Here is a 21500-nt window from a genome sequence, read left to right as displayed (position 1 = left end):
CCCTTGTATGCGCTGCGGATAAATTAACGGAACTATTGTACATTGTTGCAAATACTTCCCATGCGAACGCTGTTATCTACCCTTTCGGTCATACTCTTTTGCAGTAACCAACTGGTTGGCCAATCCCTCCCTTACCAGGAACGGTATCGCCCGCAATTTCATTTCTCCCCTCCGGCCAAATGGATGAACGACCCGAATGGTATGGTGTACTACCAAGGGGAATACCACCTGTTCTACCAGCACAACCCCGACAGTACCGTCTGGGGTCCGATGCATTGGGGGCACGCCATCAGCAAGGACCTGGTTCATTGGCAGCATCAACCCATTGCCTTGTACCCGGATGCGATCGGGGATATTTTTTCGGGTAGTGTAGTAGTGGATGCCAACAATACATCTGGTTTCCAAAAAGGAGCAGAAGCGCCACTGGTGGCCATTTTCACCTATCACCATATGCCCGGAGAAAAAGCAGGGCGAAATGATTTTCAGACACAGGGCATCGCCTACAGTACCGACAAAGGCCGGACCTGGATCAAATACGCAGATAACCCCGTGATCAGCAATCCGGGTATCAAAGATTTCCGCGATCCCAAAGTAATCTGGCATGAGCCCTCGCAGCAGTGGATACTGACCCTGGCGGCAGGCAATGAGATACTGTTTTACCGATCGGCCAATCTGAAAAACTGGGAACTCTCCGGACGCTTCGGCAAAGAAGCAGGAAACCATGGAGGTGTATGGGAATGTCCCGACCTGTTCGAACTCAAAACAAAAGATGGCAAAAGCAAATGGATATTACTGGTAAGCATTGGCAGCGGCGCTCCGAATGGAGGCAGCGGCACCCAATATTTTATCGGGTATTTCGACGGCAAGAGCTTTACCAACGATAACCCAAAAGAAACCCAATGCTGGCTCGACTATGGTACCGATAATTATGCAGGCGTAACCTGGAGCAATACTCCCGATCATCGGAGGCTGTTCCTGGGCTGGATGAGTAACTGGCAATACGCACAGGTGGTTCCTACCCGAACCTGGCGCAGCGCCATGACCCTTCCAAGAGAACTCTACCTGGAAGAAACACCTGCAGGTACCAGGCTACAGACCCAACCTGCTGCAGAAACAGCGCTGTTGAGAGAACCCGGAACACTGAAAAACCTGGTTGCCGGAAAAGAGTATCCACTATCCCTGAACGAGATACTCCTGGAATTTGACCTGTCTGCCGCCAGTGATGCAGAACTGGGCATTGACCTTCGCAACCAAACGGGCGAATCCCTGCGCATTGGTTATAACACCAGCAACAAACAATTTTTCATCAACAGAACAGCGCTGAAACAACCCAGCTTCTCCAAAACATTTGCAGCCGTACATACTGCTCCGCGAATCCGTACAGGCAAGCTGCTGAAAATGCGGTTATTCATAGACAAATCCTCCGTGGAATTGTTTGCAGATGATGGCAGTGTGGTGATGACCGATATCTTTTTCCCTGAAGAAGACTTTACAACATTCAGTATTGTGCAGAGCAAAGCCGCGAAAAGTTTCCGGGGTGGAAAAAGCCATTCACTCAGATCGATCTGGTAATCCTACATTTGGCAGCAGAAAACCAGCACATGAAAAAAGGGCTTTTATTCAGGATACATTCGTTCACGGGTTTATTGTCGGGCATTTTTATCCTGCTGATGTCGCTATCCGGATCGGCACTGGTATTTCATGAAGAACTGGACAGCCTGCAACAACCGGCCATCCAACAGCAGGCGGGTTTACCCTTATTGTCTGTTGACAGCTGTTACCGCAGCCTGCAGAAAGAATTTCCTCATGCACAGATCAGCAGTTGTGTACTGGCAGAGAACACTGCGCAACCATTCATTTTTTCGGTATACGATTCTTCCTACCGAAAGGGTACACAGACCATGCAGGTATTTGTACATCCGCAAACGGCGCAGGTGCTGGCATTCCGGGGAACCAGCAAGGACAGGGAACATAATTTTATGGCTTGGCTCACCGTATTTCACAATTCCCTGCACCTGAAAAAAGCAGGTGAATGGATCCTGGGCTTCTTTGGGGTATTATTTCTGGTGAGTCTTTGCTCCGGCTTACTCCATTACCGGAAAAAGATCCTTCCCGTTTTACTTTTCAAAAAACCGGTATACCGCAGCAGTAACCTGCACCAGCTGATCGGCATATATGCTTTATTGTTCAACCTGATGATCGGCGCTACCGGCGTGTGGATGCAACGCTATGTATTCAGTAAAGGGTTTTATGCGGCATCACAGCCCTATACACCGGTGATCAAAGCCTCTGCGCCATTACCCTACTCATTAGACAGCGCCCTCAGACAAGTGCTGCAACAACATCCGGCTTTTACCGGTCATGTGATCTATTTTGCTGCTTCGCCGAAAGGTAAAACTGCAGTATATGGCAGTCGATCTACCAATGCTTTTATCCATAACAAAAAATTTGCCGATGCTGTTTTTCTCGATAGCGCCGGCACCCTCACCAAAACGGCTTTTGTTACTGAGATCATTCCCGAAAACCGGCGCGATATCATAAACGCCCAGATCCATTACGGCCGTTATGGCGGCTGGCCCGTAAAACTGCTTTATTCCCTGTTTGGCTTATCAGGCAGCCTGCTCAGCATTACCGGCTTTGTGTTGTGGAGGAAAAAAATATCCGGAAAAAGCAGGCGGGTATAATTTCCAGATGCTGCAAAAGAAAAAAACAATAACCCTGATAACATTGGGGTGATCAATTGAGCTTTGCGTCTTTGGGGATGTCTAACGGCACCACTGTTTTTGCGGTGAAAATGATTGCCTGCAATACCAGCAAAATGATGATGCCAATGGCAAATGCAAATTGAGACGATGCTTTAATAGTAGCATACTGCAATTCCACATTCTTCATGATCAACTTCGATTCTTCTAACTGAACCGTAGAAAGCCTGTTCAAAGAAAGAAGTGATTTTTCAGTATACCCGGATGGGCCATACTGCTTCTTGGCAAATATTTGTTTGAGATCGCTGAAGTAACCGTTCAATTCAATAGCCGTGTTTTTTTCAGTGGCAGTAAGTTTTGTTTTGCGATAAGTATTGTACGAATCGGCAAACGCCTGCATCAGTTCACTGATAGCTGCTTCTTTCAATTCATCAGGTGCGTCGCCTTGTAACACTTCCCTCATCTGGTAGATAGTACCGGTCATTTTAAAAATATAGGCTTCTGCAAGAAGTCTGTCTTCATACAAAGTAGAGATGGCATTCGTTACATTTTGGCTATGTATCCTGTCAAGATAGTTGCTCAACAGCACCAACAGGCAGAGTGTCAGCAGTACGGCTGATGCCTGCAATTTATTTTTAATAAGGTAAGTCCATTTCATCTTTGGCAGTATTTACGTTTAGCACTTCATTCCTTCCAAAAATCTTCCGCAGGGGCTCTTCGCTTAGCTGCATAAAAATACTCACTAATCAGTCATTTTATATTATAACACCCAGAGGAACATCCCTTTGGTTGGGTAGCCAATTCGTGAGTACCCGGAACGGGAGATGCTTCGTTTACAAAGTTTCCAAAAGTTCAGGAGTGTTGTCTGGCGATAAATTCTGTAAAAATTAAACGGATAAAAAAACCGTGTCTTTGTGCCTTTGTGAGAGAATATTTTCACACAAAGGCACAAAGGCACGGCTGAATCTCTTTAGCAGATTTAGGCTTATCTGGCCTTTTTCAGTTCGGCTTCTTTTTTGGCCCGGTAGTCGGCATCTTTGGCCAGTTTCTGGATCTCGTCCAGTTTGGCGATATAGAGGCTGCGACCATGGGTTCCCAGCACCAGCTCATTCTCGCGCGGGTGTTGTACCAGGTCGTGAACAGGTACGCTGTAAGGAAGTCCTTTGTTCCACATCATCCAACTGGCGCCGCCGTCGATACTTACATACAAGCCTCCATCGGTACCCACATAGAGGATATTCTCGTTGGTCAGGTCTTCTTTTACCACGTTAATGGGTTCGTTGGGCAGGTTTTTGCCGATCGCTTTCCAGGTAGCGCCATAGTCTTCACTCACGTAGAGATAGGGCAGGAAATGATCGTTGCGATAGCCATTCAGGGATGCATATACACGTCCTTCTTTGAAGGCGCTGGCAAATACGCGGCTCACATACAGGCTTTTGGGTAATTTCCTGTTGATCAGCTCCCAGCTGTAACCACCATCTTTGGTTACCTGGATATTACCATCGTCGGTTCCCAGGTATACCAGTCCAAAACGCAGCGGGCTTTCACTCATGGTTGTTGCCGTACCAAAAGGCACATCACCCTGTTTGGGATTGGTCGTCAGGTCGGCACTCATCACTACTGAACTGTCCCCCCTGTTAAAAGAGCGATGGAACTTATTGCTGCCATAATAGAATACATCCTGGTTATGACGGCTCAGCAATATGGGCGTCTGCCAGTTATAACGCAGCGCTGCTTCGCCAAGGTCGCGTGAGGGGCGAACAGACTTATACTCACCCGTTGCGAGGTTCTGCCGTGAATACGCACCGAACTGTGAACCACTGTATACGGTTTTGTTATCGCGCCAGTCAACCTGCACCTGCATACCATCTCCGCCGCCGATTCCGGTATAGGGATTATGCCCCGAATCGAACCAGTCGAAACTTTCGCGGGTGGTGCTTTTGCCATACCAGGTTCCGTTATCCTGTAAACCTCCGTATACATTATAGGGTTTAGCCATATCAACGGCTATGTTATAGAACTGCCCAACAGGAGGTGTATTGGCTTTGAACCAGTGTTCTCCATTGTCGTAAGTGATATTACACCCCCCATCGTTCCCGATCAGTATATGGCTGTCGCGTTTGGGGTTCATCCAGGCCACGTGATGGTCGGCATGTACATTATCGCCACCAATAAACTTGAATGTTTTTCCACCATCGATACTCATCTGCACATCAAAACCGGTGAGCACCACTTTGTCATCGTTGGCCGGACTTACAAACACTTTACCAAAATAGTACCCATAGGTACTGTACATGGTCAAAGGTTTGGTATTGGTTTTTTTCCAGGTCTTACCTGCATCATCGCTGCGGTAGAGTTCGCAGCCGATAATGGGTGTTTCGAACAGGGCGGTGTTGGCATCAAACAGGTAATCCCAGATCACTGATGGAGAAAAACGTCCATTGGCTACAGCTTCTTTGATAGAGGCTGCGGTATATTTCTGCGGGATCCCATTTCTGCGATTACCGATAAAGGCATTGAATTTTTTATCATCCAGGGCCAGGAACTGTTCTTTCGTAAGATCCTTGAAATCGCGCAGCACATAACGCGTAGTATCTGTTTTACGGAGTGCGGTATCCGGCTGATGGAAATTGTTATCTACTACCGCATATACCACGTTTGGGTTTTGCTGTGCCACCGCGAGACCGATACGCCCTACGCCATCGCCACTCGGGAAACCACTGCCTTCTTTGGAAAGCAGCACCCAGCTGTCACCACCATTGGTGCTTTTGTAAATACCGCTGGTCTTACCTCCTTCCTCGAAATTAGAGGCACTACGGGTACGATACCACATAGCGGTATACATTTCGTTTGCGTTCCTGGGGTTCAGGTCAATATCGATGGCGCCGGTATTGTCATCAACTGCCAGCGACTGTTTCCAGCTTTTACCGCCATCGGTGGTCTTATACACGCCTCTTTCCTTATTGGAAGAATAGAGGTGTCCCAGCACTGCCACCCAGGCTGTATTGTCATCGGTCGGATGTAACAGGATCTTACCGATATGATGGCTTTCAGGTAAACCCAGGTATTCCCAGTTCTTGCCGTTGTTGCCGGACTTATACACACCGATACCTGCATAGGAGGAACGGCTGCTGTTCACTTCACCGGTGCCCACCCAGATGGTACGGGTTTTCCAGTTCACTGCAATATCACCCAGTGTAAGGATATCTTCGGAATCGAAAATGGAGATAAAACTCTGTCCGTTATTGGTGGTGTACCATAGCCCCCCCGAAGCATAGGCCACATAGAATTCGGTGGGGTCATCTGGGTTTACTTCCAGGTCAACCACACGTCCGCTCATGACACTGGGACCTATATTTCTGAACGAAGTGCCATTCAGCAGCGACCGCTGCAGCAAGGCCTTACGCTGTTCCGTTTTCTGTAAACGATCTGCAGCGGGGGTAGGTTTTACCTGGGCCATTGCCTGAACGGCAATGACCAGGAATAACAAGATTGTTAATCTTCTCATAGCAGTTATAAATAATTGATAAATTCGATTACCCAATATAGCAATTATGCGTCTTCTGCTGCTACCGTTACTCATTTTATTTTCCGTATCGGCACATGCCCAATACAAAAGCTTTCGTATTGGTTCTAAAGGAGATACATTAAATATCGTAGACAGCAAAGGCCTGAAACAGGGCAAATGGCTGATACATGTGGACCCCCTTCGCGGCAACCCCGGTTATGAGGAAGAAGGCGCTTATGTGAATGACCGGAAAGAAGGTTTATGGCGCAGGTATAACCTGATGGACGACCTGGTGGCCACCGAGAATTATCGCTGGGGGAATAAGCATGGAATCTGCCGGTATTTTACCATTGGAGGCCTGGAGCGGGAAGAAAGCTGGCGGGCAGTGAACCCCGACAAAGCCTATGACACCATTGATGTTGCTGACCCGAAAGATCCCAACAAATACGAAAGGGTTGTGATCAAGAACGAAGGCAATTCCTTGCGCCACGGCACCTGGAAATACTATTACCCCCCTACCGGCAAGCTAATCGCCACAGAAGCGTACTTTCTTGACCAGTTACAGGAACCCGGTGCCGAAAACCCTGCCCCCGGACTCACCAAGATCAGTACAGATACCAGCAAAGCCAAACCGGCTAACAAGCCCAAAGTAGTACTGGAATTCGAAAAAAAGACCTCCGGCAAAAAGAACAAAGTCCGCGACGGCCGCACCGGCGGCTAACCCCCTCCACCCAATCCTCCCCCAAAAAACCATTTACGCCCCTTTTAACCCCTTTAACCATTTTAACCCCTTTAACCACCCCCCAGGCAACCCTCTCCCCACTACTACCGTATACAAACCAGGATTTGTAGCTTTAAGCAGTCTTATTATCAAAAACTGTATCCTATAACCATTGCCCCGGGAGATACACCAGATATCAAGCCTGATCATCGGTTGTTGTAACAATGACCGTAACAGCCAGCGTGACCTGTACCACTGGCTGTACGACTATGCCATGAAGATCTGTTACCGTTATGTGAACCGGACCGAGGAGGCTGAGGAACTGACCAGCGAATCCTTTGTCAAACTATTCCGGAACATACAGCAGTTCGATGGCAACCGGAACGGTGAAACGGAAGCTTTGCTGAAGGGCTGGTTCAAAAGGATCGTGGTCAATACCTGCATCGACCACCTGCGCCGCACCCACCTGAAACTGGTGAGCCAGGAGATCAGTGAGGAGGGAGAGATCTTCCTGGATAAACAGGAAACAGGAATTGACAAACTGATGTACCAGGAGATCATTGATGCCATACGGGAACTAACCCCTGTTTACCGGACTGTATTTAACCTGTTTGTAATAGAAGGGTTCACGCATGAAGAAATCTCTGCGCAACTGAATATCAGCGTAGGTGCCTCCAAGTCGAACCTGTCGAAAGCCAGGCATAACCTGAGAAAGATCATTACCCAAAAAACAGCGTATAAAGTGTATGTATAATCTTGGCGACGATAAGGAACTGGACCGCTTAAGCAGGGAAGCTGCGGGAAGATATACTCCCCCTGGCAAAGCCAACTGGCAGGCTTTGAGCGAAGAGCTGGACAGGATTATGCCTGTTACGGAAGAAAAAAAGCGCCGTTTCATTTTCTGGTGGCTGTTACCATTGCTGGTAGCCGGTGGCACCGCTGTTTACTGGAGCAGCATCCGGCAGGAAGAACCAACACAGGCGGATACTGCCGTAATCACAACAGCTCTTCCACCCGTGAACAACACCATCCACCCTGCAAAACCTACAGACACGGAAGAGTCCGCTTCAAATAATAAGTACCAGACACAAAAAAATACGGCGGCCACTTCTCTCACAGAACAAACCATTTCATTGGCGGTGGCAGTCCCCACAAAAAAAGAACAGCACAGTAAGCCGGCCAACCAGGCTTCCCTCTCTGACAAGCCGGTCGATAACCAACTTACTACCGGGCAGGACCGTCCTTTGAACCTGGTCCAGCCAGTAAAGAGAGAGGAATTACCAACGCGTGACATCATGGTCAGGCAGGAAAAATATACAGACTCACTCGTTTCCCTTCCAAAGAATGAACAGCAAGACCCGGTAACCTCCATATCGAAACCGGATTCCAGCATGGAAACAACCAACCCCATGACCAGCGAAACAACGGCACCGATCGTTACCGTAAAACGCGTTTCGGGAAAAGGGTTCAGTTATGCTTTCCTGGTGGGCGTTGATAAAAGCACTGTGAAGTTCAGGTATGGCAATAGTCCCGGTATCAATATCGGCATACTGGCGGGATATCATATCAATAACCGCTGGTCTGTGCATACGGGTGCCATTTACACACAGAAGAATTACAAAGTGGCGGGAGCTGATTTTACCGCCCCCAAAGGCACCTGGATCAGCTATTACAAACTCGAAGACGTGACCGGTTACTGCCGCATGTGGGAAGTTCCTTTACTGGCCAGGTATACCATGGGCAATACAGCGAACAAAAGCATTTTCCTCAGTGCCGGACTGTCTTCCTATTTCATGACCAGTGAGAACTATGATTACTTCTACTATTACAATGGACAACCGGTAACCAGGAACAGCAGCCTGAACTCAAGCGACAAACATTTCCTGTCGATCGTTCACCTGTCTGCAGGTTTCGGGAAACAGCTGAGTAAGAAATGGTCCCTACAGGTAGAACCCTATGCCAAACTACCCTTAGGCGGTGTGGGATTCGGTAATATCCGTCTCAGCAGTTTTGGTCTGAACCTCTTACTGCAACACAGGCAACCGGCTAAGAAATAAGAACGTATCACCTATGAAAACCACTTTTCTTATCCCCCTCGGGTTCAGATCGTTGGTGTAGATAACAGATGCAATGATTTATTAACGGGGCTTCATTGTATTTTGCTGCATCAATAAAAAAGCAACTCTTCGGAGTTGCTTTTACTTTTAGAAGTGAGTGGTGAGTAGGGAGTAGGGAGTGAATTGTCAATTGTGAATTGTGAATGGGCAATGGGTGTGTGCCTCCCTATTGACCATTCACAATTCACAATTGACCACTCACTACTCACTACTTCTCACCCTGTCAAAATGTTTCCTGAAGAACAAAGCATGATGGTCGATGGCATTGGTCCAGTAGGCCCAGTTGTGCTCGCCCGGCCGTTCGGTGTACTCATGCGGGATCTTCAGCTTCAGCATCTTTTCATGTACGGCCCTGTTCATGGGAAGTACCCTGTCTTCCGTTCCGCAGTCGATCAGGATAGACAGTGAATCTTTGGGATATTTTTCAATCACGTTCAAGGTACTCCAGTTGACCCAGTAGCTTTTATTGGTGACCGTATCTCCCAGGCGCTTGTCCAGGTCATACCCTTTGCTGATCACGGTGATGTGTAAGGCTCCGCTCATACTGCCACAGGCGCTGAAGGTCTCTGCATGGCGGAAGGCAAGAAAGATGCTGCCATGTCCGCCCATGCTCAAACCCGTGATGGCCCTGCCGTTCCTGTTATTGACAGTGCGGTAATGTTGGTCGATGTATTTCGGCACTTCTGTAGCCACAAATGTTTCGAAACGATAAGTGCTGTCTACGGGGCTGTCGAAGTACCAGCTGGTATATCCGCCGTCAGGGCAAACGATCAGCATCCCGTACTGGTCGGCCAGTTGCTGTATATGCGGCACTTTCCGTACCCAGTTGGCATAACTGCCAAAAGCCCCATGCAGCAGGTAGAGCACCGGGAAACGCTGCTCCTTCGTACTGTTGTACGATACTGGCCTGACCACCACTGTTTTCACATGACGGTGCATGCTGTTGCTGTATATCTCCACCGTATCCACAGTGGCAGCACGGGTGGAAAGACATACAAGGACCAATAGAAAAAAACAAAGTGTTTTCATAATGATTGCTATTACTATTTCATTTTTCTGATCAAGGGCCTGCCTACTCACCACTCATTACTCACCACTGCCCCTTCACAAATAAAGCCACCGCAATTACGCAGTGGCTTTATTCATTCAGGGCCGTTATGGATTATTTTCCTTTCTGTAATGCATTCTGCATGGGGTTCACACCCTGCGACTGGCCGCGTGACCTGTTAGCCGCTTTGAACAGGGAGAACTTGCTGGGTTCAGCATCAGCCGATCCGGTTTTAGGCCAGCTATTGTTGGTTTCATTGATGTCGGCTGTTTCCTTCATCGGGTCAAGTTTGATACCAACCGCTTTTTTCCTGGTGAGGAACAGTTTTGTTACGCTGTTCTCATTCTTGCGCCAGATCTGGGCAGGGATCCTTTGTGTTTCCTTGCTGCCATCTTCGAAACTGAACTCAACAATGATTGGCATTACCAGGCCGCCCTTGTTGGTAAAAGTGATCTCGTAGAGGTGTACATCTGCATATTTCGCTTTTTCTTCATCAGTCAGACCGGCAGGTGGGTTAGCTGCAGGGGCTGGTATTTTGGTAACAGAATCGTAAGGCTCCAGACCTCTTGCATACCTCCAGTAAAAATCACGCAGGCTGGTATCGGCATCGGTTAGGAACACGATCTTTTTGTCTTCGCGGTTACGGATCTTGGAAATATCATCGAACATAGGCAGCATTGGCTTGTCCATACCACGGGGGCCAACAGCACCCATTCCGAATCTTCCACCGCCTCCACCGTTAGCAGCTACTGCGTTGGGATCGAATATTGCATGTTTCACCGTATCGATCGCGATATCGCAGGGATCGATGCCATAGAACCAACCTCTCCAGAACCAATCCAGGTCTTCGCCACTTGCATCTTCCATGGTGCGGAACAGGTCGGCAGGTGTGGGATGTTTGAAAGCCCAGCGGCGTGCATATTCCTTGAATGCGTAGTCGAACAGTTCGCGACCCATGATGGTTTCGCGGAGGATGTTCAGACCGGTAGCAGGTTTGGTATAGGCATTCGGACCAAAACCAATGATGTTCTCACTGTTGGTCATGATGGGTTCCAGCTGGTCTTTGGGCAATGACATATAACTTTTCATCGATGAGGCAAAGCCCATACGTGAAGGAAACTTATTATCGTACAGTTCTTCGGTCAGGTATTCTACAAAAGAGTTCAGACCCTCATCCATCCATGACCACTGGCGCTCATCGCTGTTAACGATCATCGGGAAGAAGTTATGTCCCACTTCGTGAATGATCACACCCAGCATTCCCTGTTTGGCTGATTCGCTATAGGTACCATCTTTCTCGGTACGGCCATAGTTGAAACAGATCATCGGGTATTCCATTCCGTTGGCAGCTTCGATACTCTGGGCTACAGGATACGGATAAGGGATAGAGAATTTAGAATAGGTCTTAATGGTATGTGCCACCGCTTTGGTAGAGAATTTACGGTACAGGCCATAGGCTTCTTTACCGTAGCCACTCATACACATCACTTTTTTACCTTCCACATAGGCAGGCATGGCATCCCAGATCAGTTTACGGCTGGCGGTCCAGGCAAAATCCCGAACATTATCTGCTTTGAATACCCATGTTTTTTTGGCAGCACTTTTCTGTTTCTCCGCTTTGGTGGCTTCGTCCAGTGTAACGACTTCTACAGGTTCTTTGGCATTCTGCGCCTGGTTCCATCTGGCCAACTGTGCAGCAGATAATACCTGGGGGTAGTTCTGGCACTGACCGGTGGCCAATACCACATGATCCGCAGGAACGGTCATCTGTACATTGAAATTTCCAAAAGTGAGTGCAAACTCTCCGCGACCGGTGAACTGGTGGTTCTGCCATCCCTGGAAATCGCTGTATACACACAAACGGGGGTACCACTGCGCCATGGTGAACAGGTGGTTGCCATCTTCGGCAAAGAATTCATAACCACCGCGACCACCGAAAGTCATACGATCAGAGATCTTATAGTTCCAGTCCAGGTTAAATACGAATTTCTGACCGGGCTTCAGCGCAACGGGCAGGTCTACGCGCATCATGGTCTTGTTAACGGTATATTTCAATGCTTTACCGGTGGCATCGGTCAGTTTGGTGATCACGAAACCATACCCGTTATCCGTATTCTGCGATGCCAGTTTTTCAACGGCATTCAGAGAAAGGGCTTTGCTCAGGTAACTTGCATCCTGGTAGTTGGCATTGTTGACTGTGCTGTGTTCGTTCTCATCCAGCTGCAGCCAGATATAAGTCAGCACATCAGGTGAATTGTTGAAGTAGGTAACGGTTTCGCTACCTTTTAATTTCAGGTTGGCCTCGTCCAGCTCGCACTTGATATCGTAATCGGCGCGCTGCTGCCAGTACTTGGGTCCGGGGGCTCCGCTTGCGGTACGATACTCGTTGGGAGTCGGCAAAATCGTTCCCAACTGCTCAAACTTGTTACCGTGGTTTGAAGTGGGGTTGTTACGGATGTCCTGGGCCTGTAAAAAGCCGGCTGAGCAAAGCAGCAAGGACATGATCAGTAATTTTCTCATTCTTGTTGTTTGTTTTAGAAAGGAAGTCTTTCAATAGCCATTTGAATTGCGATCGCAAAAATACCGCCTGTTGCATACAGGATATATTCCCTGCGGTTACATTTCAGAATGGATACGAATATAAAGGAAATCAATAAAACGCCGGTTACAATCAGCAACTGCCCCAGTTCCAGTCCCACATTGAATGCCAGCAGCTGCGCCACGATATTGGTATCTGAGCCCAGCAGGCTTTTCAGGTAGTTACTGAAACCCAGTCCGTGTATCAGCCCGAAGAACAGGGCAAAGAAATAAATGACCGGAAATTTTGACCGGTACACGAACTTCTTTACGAACACGTTACTGATAGCGGTGATCAGGATAGTCACCGGTATCAGGAACTCGATCCATTTTACCGGGTATTCCAGCACTTCAAATACACTCAGGGCCAGTGTAACAGAATGACCAATGGTGAATGCCGTTACCAGGACCAGTATCTTTCGCCAGTCACTGAACTGGTAACGCAGGCAGAGCGCCATCACGAACAGGATATGATCAATACCCCGCAGGTCGGCAATATGCTTATAGCCTAGTTCTAAATAAAGTCCAAAATCATTCATGTACAGGATGTTAAATTAATGATGACATTTGTAGCTGTCAAAAAACCTATTTGAATGGTAAATATACTGGTTCAGTGGATGATGACGGGTATTCTGGCACTGTTACACCCGTTCTATGTTTCCGTTATAGAAATAAATCATAATGCGAAAGACGCCACTGTGGAAGTGAGTGTTCGCATCTTTGCCGAGGACCTGGAAAAGACCCTGCAGAAATATACCAGCACCAAATTAGACATCATGAAGCCGGCCGATCAGGTGTTCCTGGACAAACAGATCGGCACCTATCTGACCCGCACCATCCGTTTAAAGATCAATGGCCAGCCGGTTAGCCTGCATTACCTGGGACATGAACTGCAGAAAGAAAGTGTTTGGAGTTACCTCGAGATCCCTAAAACGACCGATGTAAAAAAACTCGAGATCGACTGCACCCTTCTCTATGATTTTGAGAAACTACAGAGCAACCTGATACATGTAAAAGCCCGAAGCACCGATAAAAGCTACAAACTGGATTATCCGAAGAATTATGCGGCATTTGAGTTCTGAACAAAGGATCAGATGAACAAGGAACAGATGAGCAAGGAACAGAGGATCGGAAATTTATTTAATGAGTATTCAATGTTTTCCTGATATTTTATTCACCGCAGAGGCGGAGAGAGCGGAGAGTTGCGCAGAGGTCATCTAAACTTCAACCTTCATCATTGCTTGTTCATCTGTTCAATATTCATCATTCCCTTCGTCTGTTCCTTATTCCTCTGTTCATCTGTTCCCTACTCTTCTTCCTTATCTGTGTCTTTCGCAGTTACGAGGATCTTGTCGATGCGGTGATTATCCATGTCCACGATCTCGAAAGTGAAGATCTTCCATTCCATGGTATCACCGGTGCTGGGGATCTTTTCTAATTCATGGATGATGAATCCGCCCAGGGTATCAAAGTCCTGGTCACCTTCTTTCATCCATTCTGTTTTATCGAAGTGTGAGAGAAAATCGTAAAAAGGTATCTGGGCGTCTATGAGGAAGGAACCATCGGCCCTTTCGGTGATCTCGTGTTCTTCATCTTCTTCCTGCGGGATATCGCCAACGATGGCTTCCAGGATATCATTCAATGTCATCAGTCCCTGTACGCTGCCGTACTCATCCACAATGAAACAATGGTGAATCTTGGTCTGCTTGAACCTTTCCAGTACCTGGTAGGCTGTGTTGTTCTCCGGAACATACATGGCTTCGCGCATGATGGAGAAAACGGTGACGGAAGGGTCAGCGGCAAACAGGTCTTTGATGCTCACCATGCCTTTGATATGATCGATATTGTCTTCGCAAACGGGATATATGGAATGGATGATGTCTTCCACCGACTGCTTTACTTCTGCAATGGTCTTGGATCCATCGATCCAGGTGATCTCACTGCGGTGCGTCATCAGGGAAGTGATGTTACGATCGCTCAGGTGAAATACCCGTTCAATAATATCCTGTTCCGCTTCTTCAATAGCACCATGTTCGGTTCCTTCGCTGATAATGGCTTTGATCTCTTCTTCCGTAACCTGGTTATCGGTTCCTTTGATCTTGAACAATTGGATGATGCTGCTGGCAGAAATACTGAGCAGCCAGATAAAGGGGTACATGATCCAGGTGACCAGTCGCATGGGTGTTGCCGCCGATTTGGCTATGCCTTCCGGGTTACTTAAACCCAGTCTTTTGGGAACCAGTTCGCCCAATACCAGTGAGAGGTAGGTTAATATAATTACGATCAGCGTGGTGGCAAGGGTACTGCTGTAAGGTGCTATCCATTCAAATTTTGCCAGCCATTGCTGCAAGGGTATTTTAAAGCTGTCGCCTGAGTAGATACCGGTCAGCACGCCGATCAGTGTGATCCCGATCTGTACGGTGGAAAGAAATGTTTCCGGGTGATTGGCCAGTTGCAATGCCTGTTTGGCATCGGAATCGCCTTTCAGTGCCTGTGCCTCCAATCTTGCTTTACGTGCCGAAACCAACGCGATTTCAGCCATAGAGAACAGGCCGTTGATCACGATCAAAATCAATAAAATGATTACTTCTGTCATAGCTGTACTTACTCAAAACTAATCAATCCCTGTTAAATCATCATTAAGGCCTGTTTCCGAGCCTGACCAGCACATATTTTGGTACTTCCTGGTCGCGGGTGGCGGGGTTCAGGAAAGACAGGGTTAAAGCGGTAACCCCGAAATGAGGCCCTTCGTGTAATACAGTGGCCTGCGGAAAGGTCCGGGTAAACGCCGGCAGACTGTCCTTCATCGTAATCACCATCTCATCTTCCCTGAAATCGGTCACCGACAGTTTGGTGGGAAAGATATGTTCCGCATAAAAATGCAGGGCCCTACCCTCGTGAATACCGTACAGGCCGATCTTTTCTTTGGGCAATTGTTGGCTGTTGATGAATGCTGCCGCATCGTTGCCCAATTGGTATCTTACCACACTGGGGTAAAAGCCGGTGCTCAGAAAACAGTTTACTCCGATCACTGTGTACAGGGCAATGGTGAGTACCAGGGGCAAACGCAGCTGATCACGCGAGAACAGGATCACAAAAAAACCGATCAGTCCCAGTACGGCCAGTACCGGAACATATCCCGGTAAAACAAACGGCCATTTCATGAGTGCGATCACTGCCACCCATAACAGGGCGAAAATGATCGCATGCAATACCAGCAAAGGTTTCTTCCATGGCAGTAACTCGCCGGTAAACAATAAGCGGTACAGAAACCGCGCCGTAACAATAGCAGCGAGCGGGAATACCACAAAAATATAATGTGGCAACTGCGCCTGGCTGCGGGCCAGGATACAGTAGGTAACGATAAAACCTCCAGCACTTACCCACTCTTCCTTTCCGGTGAGGTGACCTCTTTTCTGCAGCAGCTCCTTAACAGAGAATACCAGTCCCAGCAGAAAGAACAGGATCCAGGGCAGGAAACTCCAGAGCATATTCTCCAGGAGGAAGGTGAAATGGTTCATTTCGTTGAACACATTCTCACCGGTATAACGACCAAAACTTTGTGTCCAGTAATAAAAGCGAAGACCTGACCTGATCGGCACCCCATTGATCATCTTACCCGGATGCAGATCGAACTGCTGGTACAGGCCGATGCTCATGGGCACCAGCATCACCGCAATGATCAACACACCCAGCAAGTATTCCCAGCGGAACAGTTGTTTCCAGTCGCGCCGCAATACCACATGCGGCACAAAAGCAAAAGCAGGCACCATCAGTGCAATCGGCCCCTTGGTCATCATACCGCAGGCAATGGCCACAAATGCCACCAGAAAATATTTCCACCTTCCGGTCTCATACCAGGCAGCCATCTGCCAAAGGCTCAAAGCCACCCAACCCATCAGCATGGTATCGGTACGTACGTCGTGGGTGATCAGGAACAGTGCCTGCGAAGAGGCCAGCACCATGGCACTCAACTGCGCGATTTCCCGGTTGTAATAAATCCTTGCCAGCCGGTAGGTAGACAACACTGCCAGCAACGCAAAAAAGAAGGAAGGCAAACGGTAGGCCCAGTCGTGCACACCCAATAATTTCATACTCAGGGCCGATAACCAGAACAGCATCGGTGGTTTATCGAGATAGTCGTACCCGAGGTCGAACACCTGCAGGAAACTCTTATTTTCCAGCATCTCCCGGCTGATGGAGGCATATTGCGAGGCATCAATATCCATCAAAGGTACCAGGAACATACCCAATAGATATACAAGGGCACATAAAGAAAGGATCAGCCGGTAAACGCGGTTAGGGATCATGAACATGGGTTAATGGATCAAAAATAAAGGATTTTATTCCGTACCGTCGTGTGCTGTTAAACTTGGGGGATTGTATCTGGGCTGTGGGCTTTAGGCTTTTAGGCTGGAAGCCTCGGGGATCGGCGTCACTCGGCGGAGCCGAGCGACTGGTATGAAATTTTATTGCGTTCCGTCATGTGCTGTTAAACAGGTAGTGCCGCAAAGGATGGTCATAGGGAAAGGCCGATCTTTCGGTTGAAGTAAGTAGCCGTCAAATAACCGATCACCGAACCCAGTATGGCTCCACAGAACACATCCAGCGGATAATGGACCCCTACATATACCTGGCCGTAACAGATGGTGGCCGCCCAGGCAAAAAACAGCCACACCCATTGCTTCAGGATCGGCTTCAGCGTCAGAAAAAGGAACATGGCGAAGCCAAAATGATTGGTGGCATGCGAAGACGGGAAACTGTAGCCTCCGGAACAATTGTTCAGGATCAGACGCACCTGGCTCATGAACAGTTCATCGCGACAGGGCCTGGGCCTGGCGATCCAGTTCTTGATGAGGGAACTGCTGATCTGGTCGGTAAGTGTGGCCGTCAGCGCAGCAAACAGGATCCAGGGGATCGCTTTCTGTTTAAAATTCATCAGCGCAAAAACGATCAGGAACAGGTACAGGGGCACCCAGGCATTGGCCTCACGGTACCAGGGGAATACACTGTCCAGGAAAGAATTGGTCCACTCCGTATTGATCTTCAGGAACAGCCGGGTATCCAGGTAACGGAGCCATTCCCAGGCATTTTCGAGAAAACTGTTGAGTAATACGGGTGCTGACATGTAGTAAAGATAACCAATGAGTGGATGAGTGAATGATAGAATGAGTGAATGTTTTTTTTGTGGGCATTTATCAGCTCTTTCTGGCTATGATGATCATCCTGGGGGATTTTTTGACATCGTAATGCCCCAGATGGTAATCGCCAAACACTTCCTGTATCTGCATGCCCTGGTAAGAGAGCATATCGGTAAAATCGCCGAGTGAGAATTTGGCTACGCGCTCAGTATAGAGGTGTTTGGGTGCACTGTTGGCTGCATCGGTGATCTGGATCTGTTTGAAAAAATGATCTTCATCCTGCCACTTGGTGATGTGGAAAGTGATGCCTTCGATGGTGGTGGTGAAGGTTTTCTCCAGTCGCTCTTCGGTATAATGTACGTTCAGGTAATCGATCACGAAAACGCCCTCTTTTTTCAGACTCTGTGCTATGGTTCGGATGGCATTGTCGTGCTCGCGGCGGGTTCTGAAATAACCGAAACTGGTAAAGAAATTGAATGCATACTGGAAATAGTTCATCCAGAAAGGCAGCCGCATATCGTGCTGGAAAAAATGCAGATTATCGGATTCTTCCTTTTTAGCTTCTTCAATGGAGGCGGCCGACAGATCTATGCCGGTAACATCAAACCCCATATCGGCCAGTACTTTGCTATGCCTGCCCTTTCCACAGGCCACATCCACCATGGTTGCGCCCGCAGGGGGGTGCAGATACTGTATCAGTGTCTGAATAAACTGGAGGGCTTCCTCCTCATCCCTGTGCTGGTACAGCAAATGATAATAATTCGAGTTAAACCAGTCCTTGTACCACGCTTTATCCGGCATAATTGCTCATTATCCTGCAAAATTACGCCAGCAGAGCAAACAAAAAATTTCTATTATGTTTGCATCCCTAAAAACCGATTTCATGGCATTGATCAAGAGCATTTCAGGAATCCGCGGTACCATTGGCGGTAAACCAGGCGACACCCTTAGCCCGCTGGATGTGGTACGTTTTACCGCTGCTTTTGGCACCTGGCTGGCACAACAGTCTGATAACCGGAAAGTCGTGATCGGTCGCGACGGAAGGATCAGCGGTGAACTGGTACAAAGGCTGGTGGTGAGCACGCTGAATGCGTTGGGACTGGATGTGGTAGACCTGGGTCTGAGCACCACCCCTACCGTAGAAATGGCCGTGGTATTTGAAAAAGCGGCTGGCGGTATCATTTTAACGGCCAGTCATAACCCCAAAGAATGGAATGCCCTGAAACTCCTCAATAACCAGGGAGAATTCATCAGCGGCGAAGTGGGCGCCAAAGTACTGGAACTGGCTGCTCAGGAAGACTTTGTATTTGCCGGGGTTGATCAGTTGGGATCTTATACCACCAACGACCAGTTATTACAGCAGCATATCGATGCGGTGGTCAATTACCCGTTGGTTGATGTGGCCGCCATCAAAAAAGCGAAATTCAATATTGTCATAGATGCCATCAACAGTACCGGAGCTATTGCAGTTCCGCAGTTGCTGAAAGCGCTGGGCGTGAAAGATTTCACCGTACTGAACGAGGAAGTGAACGGCAAATTCGCACATAACCCCGAGCCTCTTCCCGAAAACCTGCTGCAACTGTGCAACGAAGTAAAAAAACAGAATGCCAGCATGGGTATTGCCGTAGACCCCGATGTGGACAGGCTCTGTTTTGTTTGTGAGGACGGCAGCCTGTTCGGTGAGGAATATACACTGGTGGCTGTGGCCGACTATATCCTGTCGCAACGCAAAGGCAACACGGTGAGCAATATGTCTTCTACCCGTGCCTTAAAAGACGTAACTCTCAAACACGGTGGCGAATACACCCCAAGTGCTGTGGGCGAAGTGAACGTGGTGAACAAGATGAAAGCCGTGAATGCCGTGATCGGCGGTGAAGGCAACGGCGGCATCATCGTTCCCGATCTGCATTATGGTCGCGATGCCTTGATCGGTATTGCATTGTTCCTGACGCATCTGGCCAAACAGAAAAAATCGGTTCGCCAGTTACGCAATACTTACCCGGATTATTTCATGAGCAAGAACAAGATCGAACTCACGCCGGGTTTTGACCTGAAGAAGATCTTTGACCATATCAAAAAGAAATACAAGAAACATCCTATCAATACAGAGGATGGATTAAAGATTGAATTCGAAACAGACTGGGTGCACCTGCGTACCAGCAATACCGAGCCTATTATCCGCATCTATGCAGAGAGTAATTTTGAGACCACTGCGTCCAATATTGCGCAAAAGCTGATGCAGGATATCCGGGAAGCGATGTAAAACGGCAATTATTAGGGGATTAATACGTCAAAACCCGGATCGGTGAAAAGTCTATGGATCATGAGGAATTGTCATGGACCATAGACTTTTCTTATTTTTGTCCTATGAGCGAAAGAATCTACCTCGACAATGCCGCTACCACCCCGCTGGACCCGCAGGTGCTGGAAGCGATGATGCCTTACCTGACCACCCATTTTGGCAACCCCTCTTCCATTTACAGTTATGGGCGTGAGTCGAGGATGGCGGTAGAGAATTCGCGTAAAACTGTGGCTAAGATCCTGAACGCGCATCCTGCCGAGATCTTTTTCACCAGTGGCGGAACAGAGAGCAGCAATACTGCCATTACCGCTGCCGTGCGCGACCTGGGTTGCAAACACATCATATCTACGGTAATTGAACACCATGCCACCACCCATACCGTTGAGTACCTGTACCACAATGGCGAGGCATCGGTCAGTTATGTGAAACTGCTTCCCAACGGACATATCGATATGGAGGACCTGGAAAAACTGCTGGCAGAAAGCGAAGAGAAGAGCCTGGTGACCCTGATGCATGCCAATAATGAAATCGGCAATATGCTCGATATACATGCTGTGGGTGAACTTTGTAAACTATACAATGCCATCTTCCACAGCGATACCGTGCAAACCGTTGGTCATTTCCCGTTCGACCTACGTAACACACCTGTTCATTTTGTGACCGGTGCAGGCCATAAGTTTCATGGCCCAAAAGGTGTGGGTCTGCTGTACATCAATGAAAATGTGAAGATCAAACCTTTTGTTCATGGTGGCAGCCAGGAAAGGAATATGCGCGCCGGTACTGAAAACCTCTATGGCATTGTGGGATTCGCCAAAGCGCTGCAACTGGCCACCGAACAGCACGAACAAAACAGTGCTTATATAAAAGGCCTGAAACTGTACATGATGGAACGCCTGAAAAAGAACGTCAAGGGCGTTTCTTTTAACGGAGACCCTCTGGGACGAAGTCTCTATACCGTACTAAGCGTAAGCTTCCCTAAAACGGAGAAAAGTGAGATGATCCTGTTCAACCTCGACATCAATCATATCTGCGCCAGCGGCGGCAGCGCCTGTACCAGCGGTGCCGACCAGGGATCACATGTCATCCGCGCCATCAATAACAACCCCAACCAGGTTACGGTACGTTTCTCCTTCAGCAAACACAACACCAAAGAAGAGATCGATATTGTAGTGGAGAAGCTGAAAGAACTCATATAGAACAGATGAGCAAGGAACAGACGAACAAGGATCGAAAAAAAATATCACTTCAACAGCTCAATATTCCCTGCTGAATCCATTTCGTGAGGCAGAGAAAAACAAAGATTCCGTATAGAACAGATGAGCAAGGAACAGACGAACAAGGATCGAAAAAAAATATCACTTCAACAGCTCAATATTCCCTGCTG

General features: G+C 48.2%; 17 protein-coding genes. 8 read left to right on the top strand and 9 right to left on the bottom strand.

Annotation, left to right across the window (positions count from 1 at the left end; genetic code table 11):
* Positions 1 to 60: 60 nt before the first annotated feature.
* Both ACH3Y6_RS10805 and ACH3Y6_RS10800 read left to right on the top strand, forming a co-directional pair.
* Positions 61 to 1572, top strand: a complete 1512-nt coding sequence (locus tag ACH3Y6_RS10805; RefSeq protein WP_490835626.1) for a glycoside hydrolase family 32 protein — start codon at positions 61 to 63, stop codon at positions 1570 to 1572.
* Between the two features lie 29 nt (positions 1573 to 1601).
* Positions 1602 to 2684: a PepSY-associated TM helix domain-containing protein gene (locus ACH3Y6_RS10800; RefSeq protein WP_490835625.1), complete on the top strand. Its 1083-nt coding sequence runs from the start codon at positions 1602 to 1604 to the stop codon at positions 2682 to 2684.
* Positions 2685 to 2736: 52 nt separating this feature from the next.
* Here the strand turns inward: ACH3Y6_RS10800 and ACH3Y6_RS10795 are convergent, their stop codons facing one another.
* On the bottom strand, positions 2737 to 3360 hold the full coding sequence (locus ACH3Y6_RS10795) for an MCP four helix bundle domain-containing protein (protein ID WP_490835624.1): 624 nt from the start codon (positions 3358 to 3360) through the stop codon (positions 2737 to 2739).
* A gap of 327 nt (positions 3361 to 3687) precedes the next feature.
* Positions 3688 to 6210, bottom strand: a complete 2523-nt coding sequence (locus ACH3Y6_RS10790) for a VPS10 domain-containing protein (protein ID WP_490835623.1) — start codon at positions 6208 to 6210, stop codon at positions 3688 to 3690.
* A gap of 46 nt (positions 6211 to 6256) precedes the next feature.
* On the opposite strand from ACH3Y6_RS10790, the gene ACH3Y6_RS10785 reads away from it, so the two are divergent.
* The 3 genes from ACH3Y6_RS10785 (at position 6257) to ACH3Y6_RS10775 (ending at position 8988) form a co-directional block, all read left to right on the top strand.
* Positions 6257 to 6931: a hypothetical protein gene (locus ACH3Y6_RS10785; RefSeq protein ID WP_490835622.1), complete on the top strand. Its 675-nt coding sequence runs from the start codon at positions 6257 to 6259 to the stop codon at positions 6929 to 6931.
* 172 nt (positions 6932 to 7103) lie between these two features.
* Positions 7104 to 7685, top strand: coding sequence for an RNA polymerase sigma factor (locus ACH3Y6_RS10780; RefSeq protein WP_490835621.1), 582 nt, complete (start codon positions 7104 to 7106; stop codon positions 7683 to 7685).
* Complete coding sequence (locus ACH3Y6_RS10775; protein WP_490835620.1) at positions 7678 to 8988, top strand: porin family protein; 1311 nt, start codon at positions 7678 to 7680, stop codon at positions 8986 to 8988. Before ACH3Y6_RS10780 ends, ACH3Y6_RS10775 begins: the two co-directional genes overlap by 8 nt.
* Positions 8989 to 9249: 261 nt before the next feature.
* Here the strand turns inward: ACH3Y6_RS10775 and ACH3Y6_RS10770 are convergent, their stop codons facing one another.
* The 3 genes from ACH3Y6_RS10770 to ACH3Y6_RS10760 all read right to left on the bottom strand — a co-directional run bounded on the left by ACH3Y6_RS10770 (position 9250) and on the right by ACH3Y6_RS10760 (position 13212).
* Positions 9250 to 10077 (bottom strand): alpha/beta hydrolase, encoded by an 828-nt coding sequence (locus tag ACH3Y6_RS10770; RefSeq protein WP_490835619.1) that lies wholly within the window; start codon positions 10075 to 10077, stop codon positions 9250 to 9252.
* Between the two features lie 133 nt (positions 10078 to 10210).
* Positions 10211 to 12616 carry a M1 family metallopeptidase gene (locus ACH3Y6_RS10765; protein ID WP_490835618.1) on the bottom strand — a complete coding sequence of 802 codons (2406 nt, stop codon included), beginning with the start codon at positions 12614 to 12616 and terminating at the stop codon, positions 10211 to 10213.
* 14 nt (positions 12617 to 12630) lie between these two features.
* Positions 12631 to 13212 (bottom strand): HupE/UreJ family protein, encoded by a 582-nt coding sequence (locus ACH3Y6_RS10760; protein ID WP_490835617.1) that lies wholly within the window; start codon positions 13210 to 13212, stop codon positions 12631 to 12633.
* A 54-nt stretch (positions 13213 to 13266) separates the two neighbouring features.
* Here ACH3Y6_RS10760 and ACH3Y6_RS10755 point away from each other — a divergent pair, with 54 nt between their 5' ends.
* A complete protein-coding gene (locus ACH3Y6_RS10755) occupies positions 13267 to 13755 on the top strand; it encodes a DUF6702 family protein (RefSeq protein WP_490835616.1) in 489 nt (162 codons plus the stop codon).
* A 224-nt stretch (positions 13756 to 13979) separates the two neighbouring features.
* Here ACH3Y6_RS10755 and ACH3Y6_RS10750 read toward each other — a convergent pair whose 3' ends face one another.
* From ACH3Y6_RS10750 to ACH3Y6_RS10735, 4 genes are all read right to left on the bottom strand, one after another.
* On the bottom strand, positions 13980 to 15269 hold the full coding sequence (locus tag ACH3Y6_RS10750; RefSeq protein ID WP_490835615.1) for a hemolysin family protein: 1290 nt from the start codon (positions 15267 to 15269) through the stop codon (positions 13980 to 13982).
* A gap of 43 nt (positions 15270 to 15312) precedes the next feature.
* Entirely contained in the window at positions 15313 to 16983 is a 1671-nt protein-coding gene (locus tag ACH3Y6_RS10745) for a glycosyltransferase family 39 protein (RefSeq protein ID WP_490835614.1), read from the bottom strand.
* Positions 16984 to 17192: 209 nt separating this feature from the next.
* Positions 17193 to 17801, bottom strand: a complete 609-nt coding sequence (locus ACH3Y6_RS10740; protein ID WP_490835613.1) for a phosphatase PAP2 family protein — start codon at positions 17799 to 17801, stop codon at positions 17193 to 17195.
* Between the two features lie 70 nt (positions 17802 to 17871).
* On the bottom strand, positions 17872 to 18615 hold the full coding sequence (locus ACH3Y6_RS10735) for a class I SAM-dependent methyltransferase (protein WP_490835612.1): 744 nt from the start codon (positions 18613 to 18615) through the stop codon (positions 17872 to 17874).
* A gap of 55 nt (positions 18616 to 18670) precedes the next feature.
* Here ACH3Y6_RS10735 and glmM point away from each other — a divergent pair, with 55 nt between their 5' ends.
* On the top strand, positions 18671 to 20077 hold the full coding sequence (gene glmM / locus ACH3Y6_RS10730; protein WP_490835611.1) for a phosphoglucosamine mutase: 1407 nt from the start codon (positions 18671 to 18673) through the stop codon (positions 20075 to 20077).
* A 104-nt stretch (positions 20078 to 20181) separates the two neighbouring features.
* Positions 20182 to 21312: a cysteine desulfurase family protein gene (locus ACH3Y6_RS10725; RefSeq protein WP_490835610.1), complete on the top strand. Its 1131-nt coding sequence runs from the start codon at positions 20182 to 20184 to the stop codon at positions 21310 to 21312.
* Positions 21313 to 21500 lie beyond the last annotated feature (188 nt).

It is taken from the genome of Sediminibacterium sp. FW305-C-269 (genome assembly GCF_058231045.1).
Note: the sequence above shows the minus strand (reverse complement) of the source record. Positions and strands in the feature narration are given on the sequence as shown.